The organism is Halarchaeum nitratireducens, from assembly GCF_017874695.1.
In the GTDB taxonomy this organism is placed as follows: Archaea; Halobacteriota; Halobacteria; order Halobacteriales; family Halobacteriaceae; genus Halarchaeum; species Halarchaeum nitratireducens.
This window is the reverse complement of record NZ_JAGIKY010000006.1, coordinates 1-17,901: the sequence shown is the minus strand read 5'-3', so window position 1 is coordinate 17,901 and position 17,901 is coordinate 1. Positions and strand designations below refer to the sequence as shown.

Below are 17,901 nucleotides of genomic sequence, written 5' to 3'. Positions count from 1 at the left end.
TCAGTCGCTCGTCGTTCCCATGCGGAGGTCGACGTCGCCGGTCCCGAGGCGGACGGGCTTTCCGACGATGACGTTCTCGATGACGCCGTCGAGATCGTCGGCCTCGCCGTAGATGGCGGCGTCGAGCAGGTGATTCACCGTCACCTCGAAGGCCGCGCGCGCGAGCACGGAGTCCTTGTTCCCGGAGATCCCGTGCCGGCCGATCGACTGGATCGTGCCGTCGTTCGTCATGATGTCCGCGACCAGCATCAGGTGGCGGATGTTCACGTCGTCGAGGCCCTGCTCTTCGAGCGTCGTCATCGTCTCGTCGATGATGGCCTCGCGGGCCGCCTCGATGCCGAGGGTCTTGTGGACCTCGTGGATGTTGTTACACGTCGTCCGGGAGGCGTCGACCCCCTCGATCTTCAGCGTCTTCTTGAACGCCGAACCCTCCGTGTAGAGGACGAACTCCTCGCCCGCGTCGGTCTCCTCCTTGCGGATGACGACGCGCGAGATGTCCTCGATCCCCTTGAACGTGATCTCGCGGAGCTGCTCGACGAGCTGCAGGAGCTCGCGGTAGCTCGGCTCCTCCGGCCCGAACTCGATGACCGTGCCCGATTGGGTGACCTGCACGCCGAGGTTGTCCTGGATGATGTCGGCGATCTCGCCGGCGATCTCCGTCGTGCTCTCGACCGTGGGCCAGCGCTCCGCGAGCGTGTCCTCGTTCAGGTCGATGGAGACGATCATGTCGGCGACGTTCGTCGAGATGTCCCCGAGAGCGAGGATCTTCGTCGCCTCGATGTTCCACACGACCTCGTGGGCGCGCTCGCGGTCCGTCGCGTACTCGTCCTCGAGGTGGACCGTCATCATCGGCGTGTCCGGGTTCTTCCGAGCGTCCACGAGCTCGATGAGTCGCGGGAGGCCCTGCGTGACGTCGATCTCCGCGACGCCCGCGTAGTGGAACGTGTTCATCGTGTTGTGCGTCACGACGCCTTGCGCAGTCGTGAACGTCTCAAGCCCGGCGACCGAGAAGTCGTAGACGTGGTCGTGTGCGGGCTCGATGGCGTCGATGGCGTCAATGCGCTCCCAAGACGCACGAGCGATGGTCTGATCGAGTTCGTCCGATCCCTCACCTTCGACCGTGGCTCCACCGTCGGCAGCCGTGACGGGGGCGAAGTCGAACTCAGCAGTGTCCGAGGTTCCGTCGAACGAGCCGACGACTGGAAGGTCGTCACCAATTTCGAGCGTGTCACTCGCGACCGGCTTGATCTCGCCGTCCACTCGCTTCACGAACGAGTGCGCGCGCGTCGCGCGAATCGTCCGCCCCGACTCGAGCGTGAACTCGAGGAGATCCTCGGGTGCGTCGTGCCGGCTGACCTCCTCTACGGGCTTCCACTCGACACCCTCATCGGAGCGCAGACTCGGCACTTCGAGGTCGTCGGGCGCGAGCGCGACCTCGTGGTCGTCAATCGTCCGAGACTCGCGAGTGGAGAGCACGTCGTCAACGAGATCGCCGATCTCCACGACGTCGGTCTCGCCGTGACGGCGGACGAGCACGCGCTCGTCGTGGGGGACGCTCATCTGCGTCCCGGGCTCCCCGATGGACTGCGCGCTCACCGTCCCGACCGGGTCGAGCGGGTCGACGCGCGAGCTCGTGTACTGAGCCTCGACGGCCTTGGCGATGTAGTTCGCGTTCTCCGTGTCGACGCCGTCGCGGGCCTCGATCGTGTCGTATACGTCCTCCTTCAGGCGCCGCGGGAGGTCGGTGTCCTCCACGACGGCCTCGATGTCGTCCGTAATCTCGGTCATTTAGTCGTCACCCTCCGCGCGGGCGGATTCCTCGATCGTCCACGACTCGCCGTGTTCGGAGAGGTTCGTCGGCGGTTCGCGCTCGCCGATGAACTCCTCCAGGTCGGTCTCGCTCTCGAACTCGGATTCGAGGACGCGGTCGGCGATGCTCTCCACGTCGATGTCGGCCTCCTCGTCGGAGGCGACGCGTACCGGGCTCGTGCCGTCCTCGCCGAACTCGAACTGGACGATGGTGTCGGAGGTGTCCCGAACCGTCCCGTCGTACTGCGTTTCGAGTTCGCTGAGGGCGTTGATCAGCCGCCGCTGGAGGTAGCCGGACTTCGACGTCCGGACTGCGGTGTCGACGAGGCCCTCGCGGCCGCCCATCGCGTGGAAGAAGAACTCCTTCGGGTTCAGTCCCGAGGTGTAGGAGGACTCCACGAAGCCGTGGGCCTCCGCGGAGAGGTCGTTCGGCTCGTAGTGGCTGAGCGTGCGGTCCTCGTAGCCGCGGTTGATCCGCTCGCCGCGCACGGCCTGCTGGCCGACGCAGCCCGCCATCTGCGTGAGGTTCAGCATCGAGCCACGCGCCCCGGACTCGGCCATGACGACCGCGGGGTTCGTGTCCTCGAAGTGATCCCCCGCGATGTCGCCGGCGGAGTCGCGGGCCTTCCCGAGCGTCTGCATGATCTTCATTTCGAGGGTCTCATCGACCGTCCGACCGGGCAGGCTCTCGAGGTCGCCGGCCTCGTAGGAGTCGATGAGCTCCTCGACGCGGTCGTACGCGTTCCCGATCGCGTCGTCGATGCGCTCCTGAGCCTCGGCCGAGATGGACTCGTCGTCGATCCCGATCGAGAACCCGAAGTGCATGATCGCGCGCATCGCGAGCGCCGCGACCTCGTTGATGAAGATGCGTGCGCGCGTCGCGCCGTACACCTTCATGATGGTGTCGACGATGTCGCTCCCGAACTCGCCGACACCGTCCTCGTCGATGGTCCCCTGGATCAGCTGGCCGTCCTCGATGACGACGTCCTCGCCCGTGCTCGACTTGAACTCGAGGTTGAGGTCGTCGGGAAGGAGCTCGCTGAACAGCGTGTAGCCGGTCCAGAACTCCGCGCCGTCGTCGTCGACGCCGTCCGCGGGCGGGAGTTCGTCGATGCGGGTCTGACGCAGCAGGTCGAGCGCCTGCGTCTCGTTGAACGAGGGGTTGTCGTGCGTCAAGAGGTACATCCCGCTGATGTGGTCCTGGATCGCGCCGATGATGTTCTCACCGAAGCGCGGGCTGAGGATCTGCTCCTGTACGCGCATGAGGACGCGGGCTTCCGCGCGCGCCTCCTCGTTCTGGAGGGCGTGCATGTTCATCTCGTCGCCGTCGAAGTCCGCGTTGTACGGCGGGCAGACGACGGTGTTCAGCCGGAACGTCTTGTACGGCATCACCACGACCTCGTGGGCCATGATGCTCATCCGGTGGAGGCTGGGCTGGCGGTTGAAGATCACGATGTCGCCGTCGATGAGGTGGCGCTGGACCTCCCAGCCTGTCTCGATGCGCTCGGCGAGCTCCTCGCAGACCTTCTCGGTGACGCGGACGCGCCGACCGTCCGGCCGCTGCACGTAGTTCGCGCCGGGGTGGCCCTCGGGGCCGTTGCGGACGTACTGACGCGCGCGCTCGATGTTCTGCTCGTTGACGACCATCGTCTGCGTCATCTCGCGCGCGACGCGCTCGGGAACGCCGACCTCGTTCAGGCTCAGGGTCGGGTCCGGGCTGATGACGGTCCGAGCGGAGAAGTTCACGCGTTTCCCCGAGAGGCTCCCGCGGAACCGTCCCTCTTTGCCCTTCAGGCGCTGTGAGAGGGTCTTCAACGGCCGACCGGAGCGGTGGCGCGCCGGCGGCGTGCCGCTGATCTCGTTGTCCATGAACGTCGTGACGTGATACTGGAGGAGCTCCCAGAGGTCCTCGATGATCAGCTGGGGTGCACCCGCTTCGCGGTTCTCCATGAACCGCTGGTTGATGCGGATGATGTCCACGAGCTTGTGCGTGAGGTCGTCCTCGGAGCGCTGACCGTTGTCGAGCGTGATCGACGGCCGCGCCGTGACGGGCGGTACCGGGAGGACGGTGAGGATCATCCACTCGGGACGGGAGCGATCCGCGTCGATGCCGAGCACTTCGAGGTCGTCCCCCGGAATGTCCTCGAACCAGTCCCGGATGTCGCTCGGCATCAGCTTGTTCATGTCCTCCGTGGTGAGTTCCGCACCGATGGCCTTCTCGATGGCCTTCCGGTCGTCCTCTCGGGGGCGGAACTCGCCGCTGAGGATCTCGTTGATGCGCGAGATGTTGATGTCCGTCTCCTCGGCGAGCGCCTGCGGGCTGATGCCCGCGTCGTCCTCGTCGGGGTCGGGCTGCATCGCGGAGGCGATGCGCTCCGAGTAATCGCTGGCGAGGACCTGCTGGACCTCGTAGTACGTCGTGGGCTTCTCGTGTTTGACGTCGTACTGGGCCTCCCCGCAGTAGGGACAGTTGCTCTTCTTGCGCGCCTCCCGGATCGCGGCCTTCGTGACGTCGGAGACGTCCTGGCGCAGCCCGCGCGTCCGTTCGAGGTCGTCGCTGTACTCCTCCATCTCCTCCTCGGTGAGGAGGAGTCGACTGCAGCTCCGGCAGGTGCCGCGCAGCAGCCGTCGGATGAGCTTCGAGAAGCCGACGTGGATGACGGGCGCGGCGAGCTCGATGTGGCCGAAGTGGCCGTTACACGACCCGCTGCGGTTCCCGCAGGTCTTACACTCGAGTCCGGGGTCGATGACGCCGAGTCGCGGGTCCATCAGGCCCATGTCGATGGGGAACCCGTCGTCGTCGTACGTGTCGGCGGTGATGACCTTCGTCGCGCTCATCTCTCGATACTCCTCCGGGTCCATCAGTCCGAAGCTGATTTCCCCGATCTCCTTGGGTGACTGGCCTGTTGACATGTGTTAGACGGCGTCCTCGAGTTCGAGACGCGGCGCGATACCGAGCGCCTTCATCTCGTCGAGCAGGAGCTTGAACGCGTAGCTCATCTCGATGTTGTGCACGTCGGTCTCCTCCCCGCAGTTCGGGCAGTAGACGCGACGCTGTTCTCTGTTCTCCACGGCGGTCATCCCGCAGTTGCCACAGATGTGGACGTACTCCTGGTCGGAGGATTCGAGCAGGCGCTCTTTGAGCACCATCGCGGCGCCGTGCCCGATGACGGTGTCGCGCTCCATCTCGCCGAGGCGGAGCCCACCCTCGCGGGCGCGCCCCTCGGTCGGCTGGCGCGTCAGCACCTGCACCGGCCCCTTGGAGCGGGCGTGCACCTTGTTCGAGACCATGTGGTAGAGCTTGTGGTAGAAGATGTTCCCAACGAAGATCTGGGCCTCGATCTTCTCGCCGGAGACGCCCGAGTAGAGCTGTTCTTTCCCCGAGGAGTCGAAGCCGTGTGCCTCGAGCGTCGCCCGGATCTCCTCCTCGTCCTCGCCGGTGAAGGCCGTGCCGTCGACGGTCCGCCCGTCGAGCGCGCCCGCCTTCCCGCCGAGCATCTCCAGCACGTGACCGACCGTCATCCGCGACGGCAGGGCGTGCGGGTTCACGATGAGGTCGGGCACCACGCCCTCCTCCGTGAACGGCATGTCCTCGTGGGGCGCGAGGTGACCGATGACCCCCTTCTGACCGTGCCGTGACGCGAACTTGTCGCCGAGTTCGGGGACGCGCTCGTCGCGGACGCTCACCTTGGCGAGCTTCGACCCGTCCTCGCCCTCCATGACCGTGACCGTGTCGACGACGCCGTCCTCGCCCGATCGCATCGTGACGGATGTCTCGCGGCGCTTCTGGGGACTCAGACCCGCCATGTCGTCCGGCTCCTCGAGGAAGCGTGGCGGCGAGGTCTTCCCGAGCAGGACGGAGTTCTCGTCCACCTGCGTCTCGGGGTTGACCATCCCGTCGTCGTCGAGGTGCGTGTAGGCGTCCTCGCCCCGCGACCCGCGCACGTCCTCACCGGGGATCTCGAAGCGGTCCTCCTGGCCGCCGGGGTAGCGTCGTTCCTCGCCCTCGTAGGTGCGGAAGAAGTGCGAGCGACCGAGCGCGCGCTCGACCGACCCCTTGTTCATGACGAGGGCGTCCTCGATGTTGAACCCCTCGTAACTCATGACGGCGACCGTGAAGTTCTGCCCGGCGGGCCGGTCGTCGTAGCCGATCTGCTCGGTGGTCTGGGTGTTGACCATCGCCGCCTGGGGATAGTGCATGATGTGCTGGCGGGTGTCCGGACGGATCCGGTAGTTCGCCGCCGGCAGTCCCAGGCTCTGTTTCATCATCCCCGCGCCCATCGTGATACGCGGCGAAGCGTTGTGCTCGGGGTACGGGACCATCCCCGCGCCGATCCCGAAGATCAGCTGCGGGTCGATCTCGAGGTGCGTATGGTCCTCGGTGAGCTCATCCTCCTCGACGGCGACGAGGATGTCCTCTTCCTCCTCGGCGTCGATGAACTCAACTTTCCCCTCGTCGACGAGGTCCTCGAAGTCGCGTTCGCCGTTCTGGACGGCCTCGACGTCGGACTCGTCGGCGATCGTCTCGCCGTCCTCGACGACGAGGAGGGGGCGCCGCGCGCGCCCGGCGTCGGCGTTGACGATGACCTCGCGGGTACGGTCTTTCACCGAGACGTTCACCATCTCGGAGACGTCGCCGCGGCGGCGGGCTTCACGGATCTGATCGGCGAGCTCGTAGGGGTCCGGGTGGGTCCCGACGAGACTCCCGTTGACGTAGACTTTCGCGTCTCGTGCCTGACTCATGTAGTTAGTCGTCCGCGGGCGCGTCGTTCTCGTGTTGCAGACCGGGCACTCCCTCCACGCCCATCGAGGAGAGTTCGGCTTTCAAGTCCTGTTCGTCGTCGACGGTCTGTGAGAGCTCCATCGCCTGCGCGAAGTTCTTCACGAGGCCGCAGTTCGGTCCCTCCGGCGTCTCGGAGGGACAGATCCGACCCCACTGGGTCGCGTGCAGGTCACGCGCCTCGAAGTGGGGCTGGGAGCGACTGAGCGGACTGCGTAGTCGCCGAAGGTGTGAGAGCACGCCCATGTGGTCGGTCCGGTCGACGAGCTGGGAGACCCCGGAGCGTCCGCCGACCCAGTTGCCCGTGGCGATCGGGTGCTCGAGGCGCTCGGTCAGCACGTCCGAGCGGACCACCGTGTTGACGGTGAGCTGTCGGTTGCGCATGTTCGCGCGTTCGAGCTGGTACTTCACGTCGCGCGAGAGCTTGTTGAGCGCCGTCCGGAAGAGGTCCTTCATCAGGTCGCCGCTGACCTTCAGGCGCTTGTTGGCGTAGTGGTCCTTGTCGTCCGCCTCGCGGCGTTCGAGGGCGAGCTCGAAGCACGCCTCGGCCATCCGACAGAGGTAGTACGCCTTGTTGATGCGCGTCTCCTCGTCCTCGACGCCCTCCTCGTGGAGGTGCGGGAGGAGGTAGCGATCGATGACGTAGTTCGCGCGTTTGAGCTGGTAGTCCTTGCCCTGCCCGGAGGCGACGCGCTTGCCGAGCGTCTCGATGGCCTCGGCCTCCGTCTGGACGTCGGCCTCCTCCAAGTTCTCCAGCATGAACTTCACGATCTCCGGGTCGTCGGAGACGCGATGAACGATCTCCTCGTCGGATTCGAGTCCCAGCGCCCGCACGAGCGTCACGAAGTTGATCGAGCCCGAGACGGACGGGAACGAGACCTCGAGGATGCCCGAGCGGTTGCGCTCGCAGAGCACGAGCGCGCGGTAGCCCCGTCGCTGGCTGAAGGTCTTGGCGACCTGGATCTCGTCGCCGTACTTCGTGTCGTATTCGGCGAGGATCTTGTTCGGCGCGAGGTCCTCCGAGGTCATCAGCACGCGCTCGGATCCGTTGACGATGAAGTAGCCACCGGGGTCGGCGGGGTCCTCGCCGATGTCGACGAGCTCCTCGTCGCTGAAGTCCGCGATGTTGCACTTCGAGGAGCCGACCATGATCGGCATGCGACCGACCTTCGTCTCGGTCGTGTCGAGGACCGTCTCCTCTTCTTCCTCGCCGCCGCGCACGATGCTCATCTCCATGAACACGGGCGCGGAGTAGGTGATGTTGCGCAGACGCGCCTCCTGCGGGTAGAGGAGCTCCTCCGAGCCGTCGGCCTCTCGGACGCGCGGCGTCGTGACGCGCACGTCCCCGAGCTCCACGAAGACCGGCTCCTGATCCTCCTTGTCCCCGATGTCCGTCTCGATACGACCCTTCTCCGTGACGACGTCCTGCATTCCCCGCTCGAGGAAGGAGTTGAACGAGCGGTAGTGGTGTTCGGCGAGCCGTTCCTTCGAGAAGTACTCTCTCGACAGCTTGCGTCGATCTTGCTGTTGCATTATTCGATGACCAGTCGGTACACGATGGCTTCGTCCGTGGTTCGGGAGTCGCGCACGACCTTCACGACGTCGCCGGGCTCGGCGTCGTCGGGCAGCGCGGGATCACGGCGTTTGATCTTCGGAAGCGACGTCCGCTCGACGTCGTACTCCTCAAGGACGTCCTCTACCTCGTCCTCCGGCAGGACGGTATGGTCGGGCACGAGTTCGTGTTGGCTTTCATCTACCATGGGTGCACCTGGGTGGGGGCAGAAGCGGCTCTCACGAGATACTACAGTATCTTTTGCGCCCGCAGAGGTTAAGTCTTGTCAACTCCGTCCGCGCGTGCGGTGCGGTCACGCACTGGACAGCGCGGCCGGCCGTTATAGTGGTAACTGCTAGTACGTCCTATAGGTATTCACACGTCAGAGATGAAATGTCGTGTGTATTAGGAAACGGCTTATCGAGATGGTTGTTGACACGACTCTCGGAGAGCTCGAATGCCCGAAGTCACGTTCGAAGTCGACACCGACAGCGCGCCGGACGAACAGCCGGGACCGAACCCGTTCAACCGCTGGCACCCCGACATTCCCGCGGCCGTCGAGGCCGAACCGGGCGAGACGATGCGCCTCGAAGCCCTCGACTGGACTGGGGGACAGATCGGCGACAACGACGACCCGAATGAGGTCCGTGACGTCGACCTGACACAGGTCCACTACCTCGCGGGCCCCGTCCACGTCGAGGGCGCGGAGCCCGGCGACCTCCTCAAGGTCGAGTTTCACGACATGGGGCCGCTCAACGACCGCTCCGAGTTCGGGTTCACCGGGACGTTCTCACAGCAGAACGGCGGGGGGTTCCTGACCGATCACTTCCCGAAAGCCGCGAAGTCGGTGTGGGACATCGACGGCTACACCGTCTCCTCCCGACACGTTCCGGACGTCCGGTACGAGGGGAAGATCCATCCGGGGCTCGCCGGCTGTGCGCCGAGCCACGAGCTCCTGGAGAGGTGGAACGAGCGCGAGGGGGACCTCGTCGAGCGGTACGAGGCGGATCCCGAGTCGATCCCCAACCACCCGACCGGCGAGGCGGAGCCCCCGGTCGCCAACCTCCCGACGCCGGAGGGCGCACAGATGGGCGAGATGGACCCCGAGGCGGCGGAAGCGGCTGCCGAGGAGGCGGCGCGGACGGTCCCGCCGCGCGAACACGGGGGGAACCACGACATCAAGGACCTCTCGATCGGGTCGACGGTCTACTTCCCCGTCTACGTCGAGGGGGCGAAGTTCGGCATCGGCGACTTCCACGCCTCGCAGGGAGACGGGGAGATCACGTTCTGTGGCGCCATCGAGATGGCCGGCTACGCCGACGTCGAGTTCGACGTCGTGAAGGACGGCATGGATCGGTACGGCGTCGATCACCCTATCTTCGAGCCGGGCCATCGCGGGCCGACCTTCGAGGACTACGTCACGTTCTGCGGCTACTCGGTGACCGAGGAGGGCGAGCAGCGCTACATCGACTCGCACACCGCCTATCGCCGCGCGTGCTTACAGGCCATCGACTACCTGAAGGAGTTCGGGTACACCGGCCAGCAGGCGCTCCACATCCTCGGCACGGTCCCCGCGGAGGGTCGACAGAGCGGCGTCGTCGACGTCCCGAACGCCTGTTCGACGCTCGCGGTGCCAAAGGGCGTCTTCGAGTTCGACGTGTCGCCCGGCCATCTGGAGAACCGGACGGACCGCGGCGAGCTGCTCGTGACCGACGACCCCCTCGGGGAGTGATGGAGGCGACGACGCGTCGGCGGTCGACGGACGAACCCGCCCGGCCGGCACTCGAAGCCGGGACGGCCGTCGCGGCGACCGTCCGGACGACCCTCGGCCCGAACGGGATGGACACGATGGTGGTCGACCGGGACGGTTCCGTCCTCGTGACGAACACCGGATCGAGCGTGCTGGAGCGACTCGACGTCGCGCACCCGATCGGGCGATCCGCGGTCGCGGCGGCGGCGAGTCAGGACCGCGCGGCGAGCGACGGGAGCACGAGGACCGTGATCCTCCTCGGCGCGCTCCTCGATCGCGCGCGTGAGCTGATCGAGGACGGCGTCCATCCGCGAACCGTCGTCAAGGGGTACGCGCGGGCGACCGAGCGGGCTCGCGAGCGCCTCGCGGAGTACGCGGCCCCGTTCGACGACGACAAGCGCGAACGCCTCGAGCGGATCGTCGCGACGACCGTGAACGGCCGGTGGGACGACGACGCCGTCGGCCACTTCGCGACGGCCGTCGTCTCGGCGCTGCGGCGCGTCGACTTCGACGCCAGTCGCCTCACGCTCCACGGCTACGCGGGCGAAGGGGTGGCCGCGTCGACGCTCGTGGACGGGATCCTCGTGGATCACGACGCGTCCTCGACGAGCATCGCGCCGGTCGTCGGGGCGGGCGTCCCGTCGCTCGCGGCGCCGCGGATCGCACTCGTGCGCGACGCGATCGGCCTCGACGACACGGCGGCAGGGGCGACCGTCACCGTCGACGACGCCCACACGCTCGAGCGCGTCCGCGACCACGAGCGCGACGCGACGGCGGGGCTCGTCGATGCCGTCCGGGAGAGCGGGGCGGACGCGCTCTTCTGCGCGAAACCGGTCGACGACGGGGTCCGGGCGGCGCTCGCGCGCGCCGGCGTGCTCGTCGTCGAGCGGACGCGCTCGGACGAGTTCGCGGCGATCGAGCGAGCCACCGACGCCGACGCCGTTCCGTCGCCGCGTGACCTCGACGCGGCCGCGCTCGGCCGGGCCGGTTCGATCCGCCGGCGGGAGATCGGGGACGTGTCGACGCTCGTCGTCGCCGACTGTCCCGTCGAGGCTCACGCGTCGCTCGTGCTCCGGGGCGGGACGCCGCACGTCGTCGAGGAGACGCGCCGCATCGTCGCGGACGGGATCGACGTCCTCCGGCAGGCGGTGCGCGACGGTCGCGTCGTCCCCGGCTGCGGCGCGAGCGCGACGGCGCTGTCGCGGACGCTCGCGTCGGAAGCGACACGGGTCAGCGGACGCGAGCAACTCGTCCGGTCGGCGTATGCGGAGGCGCTCACCACGCTCCCGCGGACGCTCGCGGAGAACGCCGGTCGGGATCCGATGACGGCGATAGCCGACCTGAAGCGTCGACAGCGAGCCGACGGCCCGGACATCGGCATCGGTGTGGACGGCTCGCTCGTCGACGCTCGGGCCGCAGAGATCGTCGAGCCGCCGACGGTGCTCCGGTCGTGCCTGACGAACGCCTTCGAGACGGCGGCGACCGTGCTTCGCGTCGACGACGTGCTCCCGGCGGCCACGGCGAACCCGTCGGACGAGGGGACGGCGCCTGACGGACCCGAACACGGCGGGTACCCCTGGGCGATCGGTCACTGAGCCACCCGCACTCCCTCACTCCTGTGAACACCTGACGCGGAGGGGGTCGGAAAGAAAGTCTTAATTAGTTCACCCGGCTACGAAGAGATGCGTTCGAAGCCCGGATGGTGTAGTGGCCCATCATACGACCCTGTCACGGTCGTGACGCGGGTTCAAATCCCGCTCCGGGCGCTTCTCTGACTTCAACTCGGTGAGCGACGCTTTCACCCCTCGTCGAGGGACGCGTGGCCGGTCACCGAGCGCCGAACGGCGCGACGGCGCGACCCGCCACGGCGCCGCCCATCTCGGAACTGATACCGACGTGAGCAGTGGCGAAGCCGCTCTCTCGGCGTCGAAGAGATGTGGCCGTCGAGGAAATGCGGGCGTCGGCGGGCGCGTCGGGCCGAAGCGACGACACGACGGGGCGACGCGCGCGCCCGTCAGTCGCGTCGGGTAGTGACGTCGTACTCGTTCCCGGTGGCGAGATAGAGGAGGTCGCGCACGACGGTCCCGAGCTCGGGGAGGAGACGGAGCAGGACGAAGGTGAGCGCGACGAGCGCGACGACGGAGAGCGATTGGGCGATGACGCGATCGGCCATGTAGTAGGAGGTGATGCCGGTCTGCGTGGGACTGAAGACGAGCTCGACGAACCGGCGGGAGAGCGCGCCCTCGAACCACTGGTTGCCGTGCGCGATGGCGATGAAGGAGACGCGAACGACGTTCAGCCCGTAGATGACGGGGACCGCGATGCCGAGCGCGAGCAGGCGACGGCGTACCGGGGCGCGGAGCGCGATGATGACGCCGGCGACGATCGAGATACTGCCGATACCGGTGCACGCGAGGAGGACTTCGAGCAGATAGCGATGGCCGTCGACGACGTAGAGGAACGCGTGCGGGAAGCCGGTGTGCGAGGATTCGACCGTCGGGCCGGTGAGGACCTGCGGGTGATAGCCGAGGGCGTTCTGGAGCCACGCGCCGTGGCGCGCCGTCATGGCGATCAGCGCCCGCTCGACGCTGTCGATCGTGAGAACCGGGAGGTAGATCAGCCCCATGACGGCGACGGCGCGCGAGAGTATCATGAGCGACGGCCGGGTTGCGTACACGAGGTACGCGACGTAGAGCGACCCGGGGACCGCGGCGGCGATGAGCGCCGTCTCGATGACGCTCTTCTGTTCGAACCAGAAGTGGGGGACGAGGAGCGCCCAGAAGAGCGCGAACAGCGCCCACGAGAGCGCGGCGACGGCGCGTGCGACGCGCTCGTAGTCGTCGCGCGTGGCGAGGAGGGCGCTCGCGGCGAACAGCCCGACGACGATCCACGCGAGCGTGTCGGTGGTTTCGAGCGCCATACGCTACGCGTTGGGCGTTCGAGAGTATATGAGTGACGGTCGGACGAGCGCTGTCGGGCGCGGAGAGCGGGCCGCGACGAGCGCCGCTACTCCTCGTTCGCGTCCTCGTCGGGCGAGCGGCGCTTCCAGATGAAGGCGCCGAGCAGGATGCCGATGAGGATGATCGCGCCGCCGCCGATCGGGAGGAGCGGGAGCGAGGAGCTCTGCGAGATCCGGACCGGGATCGTGTACGACGTCGTCGTCCGGCTGACGCCGTTCGGCTGGTCGTAGTCGACGACGACGTCGAGCGGGTACGTCGTGCCGCCGGCAACGCCGGCCGCGCTCACGGCGTACGTCACGTTCGTCGACTCGCCGGGTTCGAGCGTCGTGATGACGCTCGTCCGGTAGTTGCTCTCGATCGGCCGCTCGAAGTACTGGTTGTCGAAGACGACGCTCGGCTTGATGTCGTGGAGCGTCGTGTCGCCGTTGTTCGTCACCCGGAAGGTGAGTTTGCTCCAGTCGGAGTCTTTCGGCGTGTCACCGCGGGTACCGGCGGGAATCGCGTTCACTGCCGTGATATTGAACAGGGACTCGTACGAACCGACCGACGCGTGGACCTCGTGGACATCGCTCGTGTAGGCGTCATCGTGTTCGTTGTCGTAGTGGACGGCGAGCTCGACGGGAAGCGAACTCGCGTTCTCGGTCTTCGAGACCGTCCCACCGTCAAAGGAGAACGAGGTGCTCTCACCAGCGTCGAGATCGGGCAACGCGTACGAGTGCTGGTCGAAGGAGAGCGACGAAAGGTTGTTCTGTACCACAACCGTCGCATCATGAATTGGCGCGGGCCCGGTGTTCGTCACCGTCCCGGTGAGGGTCCCGTCACTGCGGCCGATCCGAAGCGTGCTCTGGACGTCGTCGACGGAGAACGTCTGCTTCGGAAGCGGCCGGAACGTCGAGAGAAGGCGATTGGAGTGACGGGTGACGCCGTCCGCGTCGTTGAACGTGATATTCACGGGGACGGAGTAGTTGTGGACGCCGGAGATGTCCTCGACCGCGGTGTCGTACGTGAGCGTCTTCGTCTCACCAGGCTCCCAGCGATCAACGGAGGCACTGGCCGATTTCCCGGTCGAGCCGAACGAGATTGCCTGCGTCTGCGAGGACGCCTTCACGTCCGCGTTGGTCGCGACCTCCGAGCCGACGTTCTTGATGGAGACGCTGTACGTCCCGCGCTGGTTGACGTGGGCGTCCGTCGAGTGGTTCACGACCCGGAACCGCGCGCGGTCGCGGACGACGACCGGCACGTCGAACGTCACGTCGCGCTCGTAGTCCGTGTATCGCGGTTGCTCGGGGCCGTAGCGCACCTGGGCGGTGTAGGTGTACTCGGCGTGGACGGTGAGGTGGTACGTGCCGGGGTCCGTTCCCTCGGGGACGGTGATGTCGATCCCGTAGGGACCGTTCGTCCCGTCGCCGACGTGGCCGGCGGGATACTGTTTCGTGTGGACCGTGATCGGGCTGTCGCCGCTGCTGATCGACAGCTGAGTCGAACGCGCGGTCTTCACGCGCTCTTGGTACGCGGCGGGCCCGCCCTGCGTGATGACGCCGTCGTTTTGCAAGTAGAGGTCGAGGGTCGCCTCGGTACCGGCCGTGAACTCGTTGTCGATGACCGACGCGTGGAGGTCTGGGTGACCCGCGACGGAGCTGTTCGTCGTCAGTGCCGATGCGGTCAGCGGCGCGGCGCTCACGATGAGGAGCGCGATGACCGCACTCGTAACGTATCGTTCGTACTGCATTGTGTGTCTGGGTGTTCAGTCGCTCGTCGGTCGTGCGTCGGTGCCATCGGTGCCGCCGTCGCTCTCCATCTCCTCGACGTTCGACTGCTGGGAGAGTGAGAGCTCGGGGAGGAGGAGGGCGATGACGAACGCGATCGCCATCACGGGAATGAGGTAGAGAAACATCTGATCCATGCTCAGCGAGACGGCGCGAACGATGTCGTCTCGGAGCACGCGGCCGTACCGCGGCGTGTGAAGGAGGACCGGATCGAGCGTGCCGCGGGACTGCGCCCGGCCGGTGAGACGGACCATCATGTCGCTGAAGGAGTTGCTGTAGAGCGTCCCGTAGACGGAGACGCCGATCCCGCCCGCGAGCGTGCGGAGGTAGGTGATGATCGTCGTCACGACGCCGAGGTACTCGGGGCGGACGGCGTTCTGCGAGGCCGTCGTGAGCACGGGCATGATGAGGCCGAAGCCCGCGCCCGTGATGAACAGATAGATCGCGAGCGTCGAGAACGACGTGCCGCCGTGAATCGTCGAGAGGAAGAAGAACCCGACGGCGCCGAAGACCGCGCCCATCACCGGGAACGGCTTGTAGCGGCCGGTTCTGGTCATGAGGTTCCCCACGACGAAGGAGAAGCCGACCATCCCGATGATCATCGGCGCGATCAGCGCGCCCGCGGTCGTCGAGGAGACCCCCTGCGTGTACTGGAGGAAGGTCGGGATGTAGTTGATCACGAGGAGCCGACCGATGCCGGCACAGAAGCTGAGCCCGATCGCGGCCGCGACGACCCGATTCCGGAATAGCTCGAGGGGGAGAATCGGCTCCTGGGAAGCGTACTCTTGTACGAGGAAGAGCGCGAGCGCGACGACGGCGGTGACGATGAGGAGGCCGATCCGCCACGAGTCCCACCCCCAGTCGCTGCCCTTCTCGGAGACGACGATGACCGCCACCGTCGTCAAGAAGAGGAACAGCACGCCGAGGTAGTCGATGGTGTGGTCCTCGTCGGGGACCGGGAGGTCCAGCGTCGGCTCGATGACCGCGATGGCGAGCAGCCCGATCGGGAGGTTGATCACGAAGATCAACCGCCACGTGTAGTGATCGGTGAGCCACCCGCCGAGGAGCGGGCCGAGGATCGTCGCGATCCCGATCAGGATGAACATCCCGCTGATGTACTGCCCGCGTTCGCGGGGGCTGAAGATGTCGCCGATGATCGTCAGCGCCAGCGAAATCAGTCCCCCGCCACCGATCCCCTGGATCGCCCGGAAGAACGTGAGCTGCGTCGCGTTCTGCGCGACGCCACAGAGCCCGGAGGCCACCCAGAAGATCACGATCGCGCCCAAGAAGAGGGGCTTGCGACCGTACATGTCGCTCAGACGACCGTAGAGCGGCGTGGAGGCCGCCTGCATGATCAGGTACGCCGTGATGATCCACGTGATCTTGTCCTGCCCCGCGCCGAGATCGCTGAGGATGTCGGGGAGCGCGGCGGCGACGATGGTCTGATCCATCGCGGCCATCAGCACGGCGAGCATGAGGCCGGCGAGGATGACCAGCCGCTCCCGTCCGATCCCTTCGACCGCCTGACTCATGGCATCGAGTACGGCGGCGAAGCTGTTCGAGCGAGCGAGCGACGCGGGGACGGAGACGGTTCAGCGAACATCCGGTAGCTAACCAACTGTTTGGTTAGTCGTCCGGTGCAAAAGCGCTTCGAAAGCCACTCCGCCCCGAGCAGGAAGTGACGCCGTACCGATTGAGGGGCGAGTCCCGGGCTTACGCGGCCGGCAACGAAGTGGACTGGACCCGGAGCGTCTCGCCCGTCGCCGTCCGCGCGCTGACGGTGACGGAATCGCTCGGCGAGGGAGTCCACAGTCGACCGTCAGCGCCCGTCGAACCCACCGTCTCGTTTCCGATCGAGACCGTCGCGGACGTCGGCGAGCCGTCCGCCGTCACCGACACGCGCATCGGCCCGCCCGAGTACGCGCGGCTGACCGTCAGCCGCGTGTCGCCGCTCGTCGTCGACGCGTCCGGCGACGCCGCGAGCCCGTCGAGGGCGAGGGTCTCCGTCTCCTGGTAGACCTCGCCGGAGCTCATGTCGACGTACGACTCGACGGTCCCGTTCGAGTACGTGAGCGACAATCGATACGCGTACTTCGCCGAGCTCGACTGGATCGGGATCGGGACGAAGCTGACGCCGGTGCTCTGGTTCATCACCCACGGGTAGAGCGACTCGACGTGATCGATGATCGCGCTCCCGGACGGAACCCCGGCCGGGTCGGTGTCGTAGTTCGTCGGGCGCGAGGCCGTCCGGACGTACGACTCGTCCTCGACCGCGGCGAGCGCGGTCCCGTTCGGGCCGGCCTCGACGTAGAGGCGATCCAGTCGTGACTCGCCGTCGGTCGCCGCCGCGATGCGATCGCGGAGCGAGTCGCTGTACGCGAGGAGTTGCGCACGGAGCTGCGCCGCGCGCGTCTTCGACGTCGCGCTGGCCGCTGGGCGGGCCTCAATGAACTGCGCGAGGGAGATGAGCGACTCCGCACGCGCGTCGATCGACGCGAGCGTCGTGCTGTAGTTCGCTGCCGACAGCGAGCCGCGGCGGAACCGCTCGCGGGCGTCGGCCGCGTCCGCGACGAGGGCGTTCGTGCGCGTTTCGAGGACGGTCGTCGCGTTCGAGACGATGCGGCGCCGCTCCGTATCGTTCTCGGCGTCGTCGAGTCGCTGCTGAAGCGTCGCGCGAGTCAGACGCTGATCGAGCGTCGCGCGCGACGTGGCGAGCGAGTCCGTGACGCTCACGTCCACCGACGCGAAGCCGCGCCGCTCGGCAGTGACCGGGAGGTATCCCGGCGTCGTGACCGCAGCGGACGCCGACGGCCCGCCCAGGGTGGCGGCCGACGGCCCGGCGTCGACCGGGACGAACGCGGTGACTCCCGAAGTGCACAGGAGGAGGGTACAGAGGAGGGCGATCGCGCGAGGGAAACTCATGGCTACGTGGAGGGACTACCCGGAATGACGGTACGGATCACCTTAAGCGGGTGGGTGTCGACGCACGACGCCGCCGCTGCTCGGGTAGTGTACGCGAAAGAAAGGACCGCGAAGTCGCGTGACCGGTTTCGCCGGTCAGTCGTGTTGCGTTAGTTCTCGCGGCGGAGCGCCAGCAGCGCCGCACCCGCAAGCGCGATCAGCGCGAGCGCCGCGCCGAAGCCCGGCGAACTACCGCTCGACGTCGACGTGCTCGTCGAACTCGACGTGCTCGTCGACGTACTCGTGCTCGTCGACGTGGACGTACTCGTGGACGTGCTCGTCGACGTACTCGTCGAGGTCGACGTGCTCGTCGAGGTTTCGAG

The 17,901-nt window shown here is 67.0% G+C and carries 11 protein-coding genes, 1 tRNA gene and 3 pseudogenes; 3 read left to right on the top strand and 12 right to left on the bottom strand.

All coding sequences use genetic code 11. The features are described from left to right. From rpoA2 to J2754_RS07105, 7 genes and pseudogenes are all read right to left on the bottom strand, one after another. Positions 1 to 1,101 (bottom strand): annotated as a pseudogene (rpoA2, locus tag J2754_RS16110) (DNA-directed RNA polymerase subunit A''); the annotation flags it as partial. A gap of 177 nt (positions 1,102 to 1,278) precedes the next feature. Then, positions 1,279 to 1,560 (bottom strand): annotated as a pseudogene (locus J2754_RS16710) (DNA-directed RNA polymerase subunit A''); the annotation flags it as partial. Further along, positions 1,552 to 1,788 (bottom strand): annotated as a pseudogene (locus J2754_RS16705) (DNA-directed RNA polymerase subunit A''); the annotation flags it as partial. The pseudogenes J2754_RS16705 and J2754_RS16710, both read right to left, overlap by 9 nt. Further along, positions 1,789 to 4,722, bottom strand: coding sequence for a DNA-directed RNA polymerase subunit A' (locus tag J2754_RS07120; RefSeq protein WP_188876486.1), 2,934 nt, complete (start codon positions 4,720 to 4,722; stop codon positions 1,789 to 1,791). Positions 4,723 to 4,725: 3 nt separating this feature from the next. After that, positions 4,726 to 6,552, bottom strand: coding sequence for a DNA-directed RNA polymerase subunit B (gene rpoB / locus J2754_RS07115; RefSeq protein WP_188876483.1), 1,827 nt, complete (start codon positions 6,550 to 6,552; stop codon positions 4,726 to 4,728). A 4-nt stretch (positions 6,553 to 6,556) separates the two neighbouring features. After that, on the bottom strand, positions 6,557 to 8,122 hold the full coding sequence (locus tag J2754_RS07110) for a DNA-directed RNA polymerase subunit B'' (protein ID WP_188876482.1): 1,566 nt from the start codon (positions 8,120 to 8,122) through the stop codon (positions 6,557 to 6,559). Then, positions 8,122 to 8,349 carry a DNA-directed RNA polymerase subunit H gene (locus J2754_RS07105; RefSeq protein ID WP_188876480.1) on the bottom strand — a complete coding sequence of 76 codons (228 nt, stop codon included), beginning with the start codon at positions 8,347 to 8,349 and terminating at the stop codon, positions 8,122 to 8,124. The genes J2754_RS07110 and J2754_RS07105 overlap by 1 nt, the downstream gene beginning before the upstream one ends. 249 nt (positions 8,350 to 8,598) lie before the next feature. Here J2754_RS07105 and fmdA point away from each other — a divergent pair, with 249 nt between their 5' ends. The 3 genes from fmdA (at position 8,599) to J2754_RS07090 (ending at position 11,657) form a co-directional block, all read left to right on the top strand. After that, complete coding sequence (fmdA, locus tag J2754_RS07100; RefSeq protein WP_211087033.1) at positions 8,599 to 9,873, top strand: formamidase; 1,275 nt, start codon at positions 8,599 to 8,601, stop codon at positions 9,871 to 9,873. Next, entirely contained in the window at positions 9,873 to 11,486 is a 1,614-nt protein-coding gene (locus tag J2754_RS07095; RefSeq protein ID WP_211087032.1) for a TCP-1/cpn60 chaperonin family protein, read from the top strand. Before fmdA ends, J2754_RS07095 begins: the two co-directional genes overlap by 1 nt. A 98-nt stretch (positions 11,487 to 11,584) precedes the next feature. Beyond that, positions 11,585 to 11,657 (top strand) — tRNA-Asp (locus J2754_RS07090). 248 nt (positions 11,658 to 11,905) lie between these two features. Here J2754_RS07090 and artA read toward each other — a convergent pair. From artA to J2754_RS07065, 5 genes are all read right to left on the bottom strand, one after another. Continuing rightward, complete coding sequence (artA, locus tag J2754_RS07085) at positions 11,906 to 12,811, bottom strand: archaeosortase A (protein ID WP_211087031.1); 906 nt, start codon at positions 12,809 to 12,811, stop codon at positions 11,906 to 11,908. Positions 12,812 to 12,897: 86 nt separating this feature from the next. Beyond that, positions 12,898 to 14,580, bottom strand: coding sequence for a COG1361 S-layer family protein (locus tag J2754_RS07080; RefSeq protein ID WP_211087030.1), 1,683 nt, complete (start codon positions 14,578 to 14,580; stop codon positions 12,898 to 12,900). Positions 14,581 to 14,595: 15 nt separating this feature from the next. Then, complete coding sequence (locus J2754_RS07075; protein WP_188876470.1) at positions 14,596 to 16,149, bottom strand: MDR family MFS transporter; 1,554 nt, start codon at positions 16,147 to 16,149, stop codon at positions 14,596 to 14,598. 181 nt (positions 16,150 to 16,330) lie between these two features. Further along, positions 16,331 to 17,539 carry a DUF7094 domain-containing protein gene (locus tag J2754_RS07070; RefSeq protein ID WP_211087029.1) on the bottom strand — a complete coding sequence of 403 codons (1,209 nt, stop codon included), beginning with the start codon at positions 17,537 to 17,539 and terminating at the stop codon, positions 16,331 to 16,333. 149 nt (positions 17,540 to 17,688) lie between these two features. Continuing rightward, the coding region (locus J2754_RS07065) for a PGF-CTERM sorting domain-containing protein (RefSeq protein ID WP_211087028.1) at positions 17,689 to 17,901 on the bottom strand (213 nt) is incomplete at its 5' end.

What these genes read in the sequence shown, in the direction of transcription:
- J2754_RS07120 (WP_188876486.1), bottom strand. Translation starts at nt 4,722, where the DNA reads ATGTCAACAGGCCAGTCACCCAAGGAGATCGGGGAAATCAGCTTCGGA.
- rpoB (WP_188876483.1), bottom strand. Translation starts at nt 6,552, where the DNA reads ATGAGTCAGGCACGAGACGCGAAAGTCTACGTCAACGGGAGTCTCGTC.
- J2754_RS07110 (WP_188876482.1), bottom strand. Translation starts at nt 8,122, where the DNA reads ATGCAACAGCAAGATCGACGCAAGCTGTCGAGAGAGTACTTCTCGAAG.
- J2754_RS07105 (WP_188876480.1), bottom strand. Translation starts at nt 8,349, where the DNA reads ATGGTAGATGAAAGCCAACACGAACTCGTGCCCGACCATACCGTCCTG.
- fmdA (WP_211087033.1), top strand. Translation starts at nt 8,599, where the DNA reads ATGCCCGAAGTCACGTTCGAAGTCGACACCGACAGCGCGCCGGACGAA.
- J2754_RS07095 (WP_211087032.1), top strand. Translation starts at nt 9,873, where the DNA reads ATGGAGGCGACGACGCGTCGGCGGTCGACGGACGAACCCGCCCGGCCG.
- artA (WP_211087031.1), bottom strand. Translation starts at nt 12,811, where the DNA reads ATGGCGCTCGAAACCACCGACACGCTCGCGTGGATCGTCGTCGGGCTG.
- J2754_RS07080 (WP_211087030.1), bottom strand. Translation starts at nt 14,580, where the DNA reads ATGCAGTACGAACGATACGTTACGAGTGCGGTCATCGCGCTCCTCATC.
- J2754_RS07075 (WP_188876470.1), bottom strand. Translation starts at nt 16,149, where the DNA reads ATGAGTCAGGCGGTCGAAGGGATCGGACGGGAGCGGCTGGTCATCCTC.
- J2754_RS07070 (WP_211087029.1), bottom strand. Translation starts at nt 17,539, where the DNA reads ATGAGTTTCCCTCGCGCGATCGCCCTCCTCTGTACCCTCCTCCTGTGC.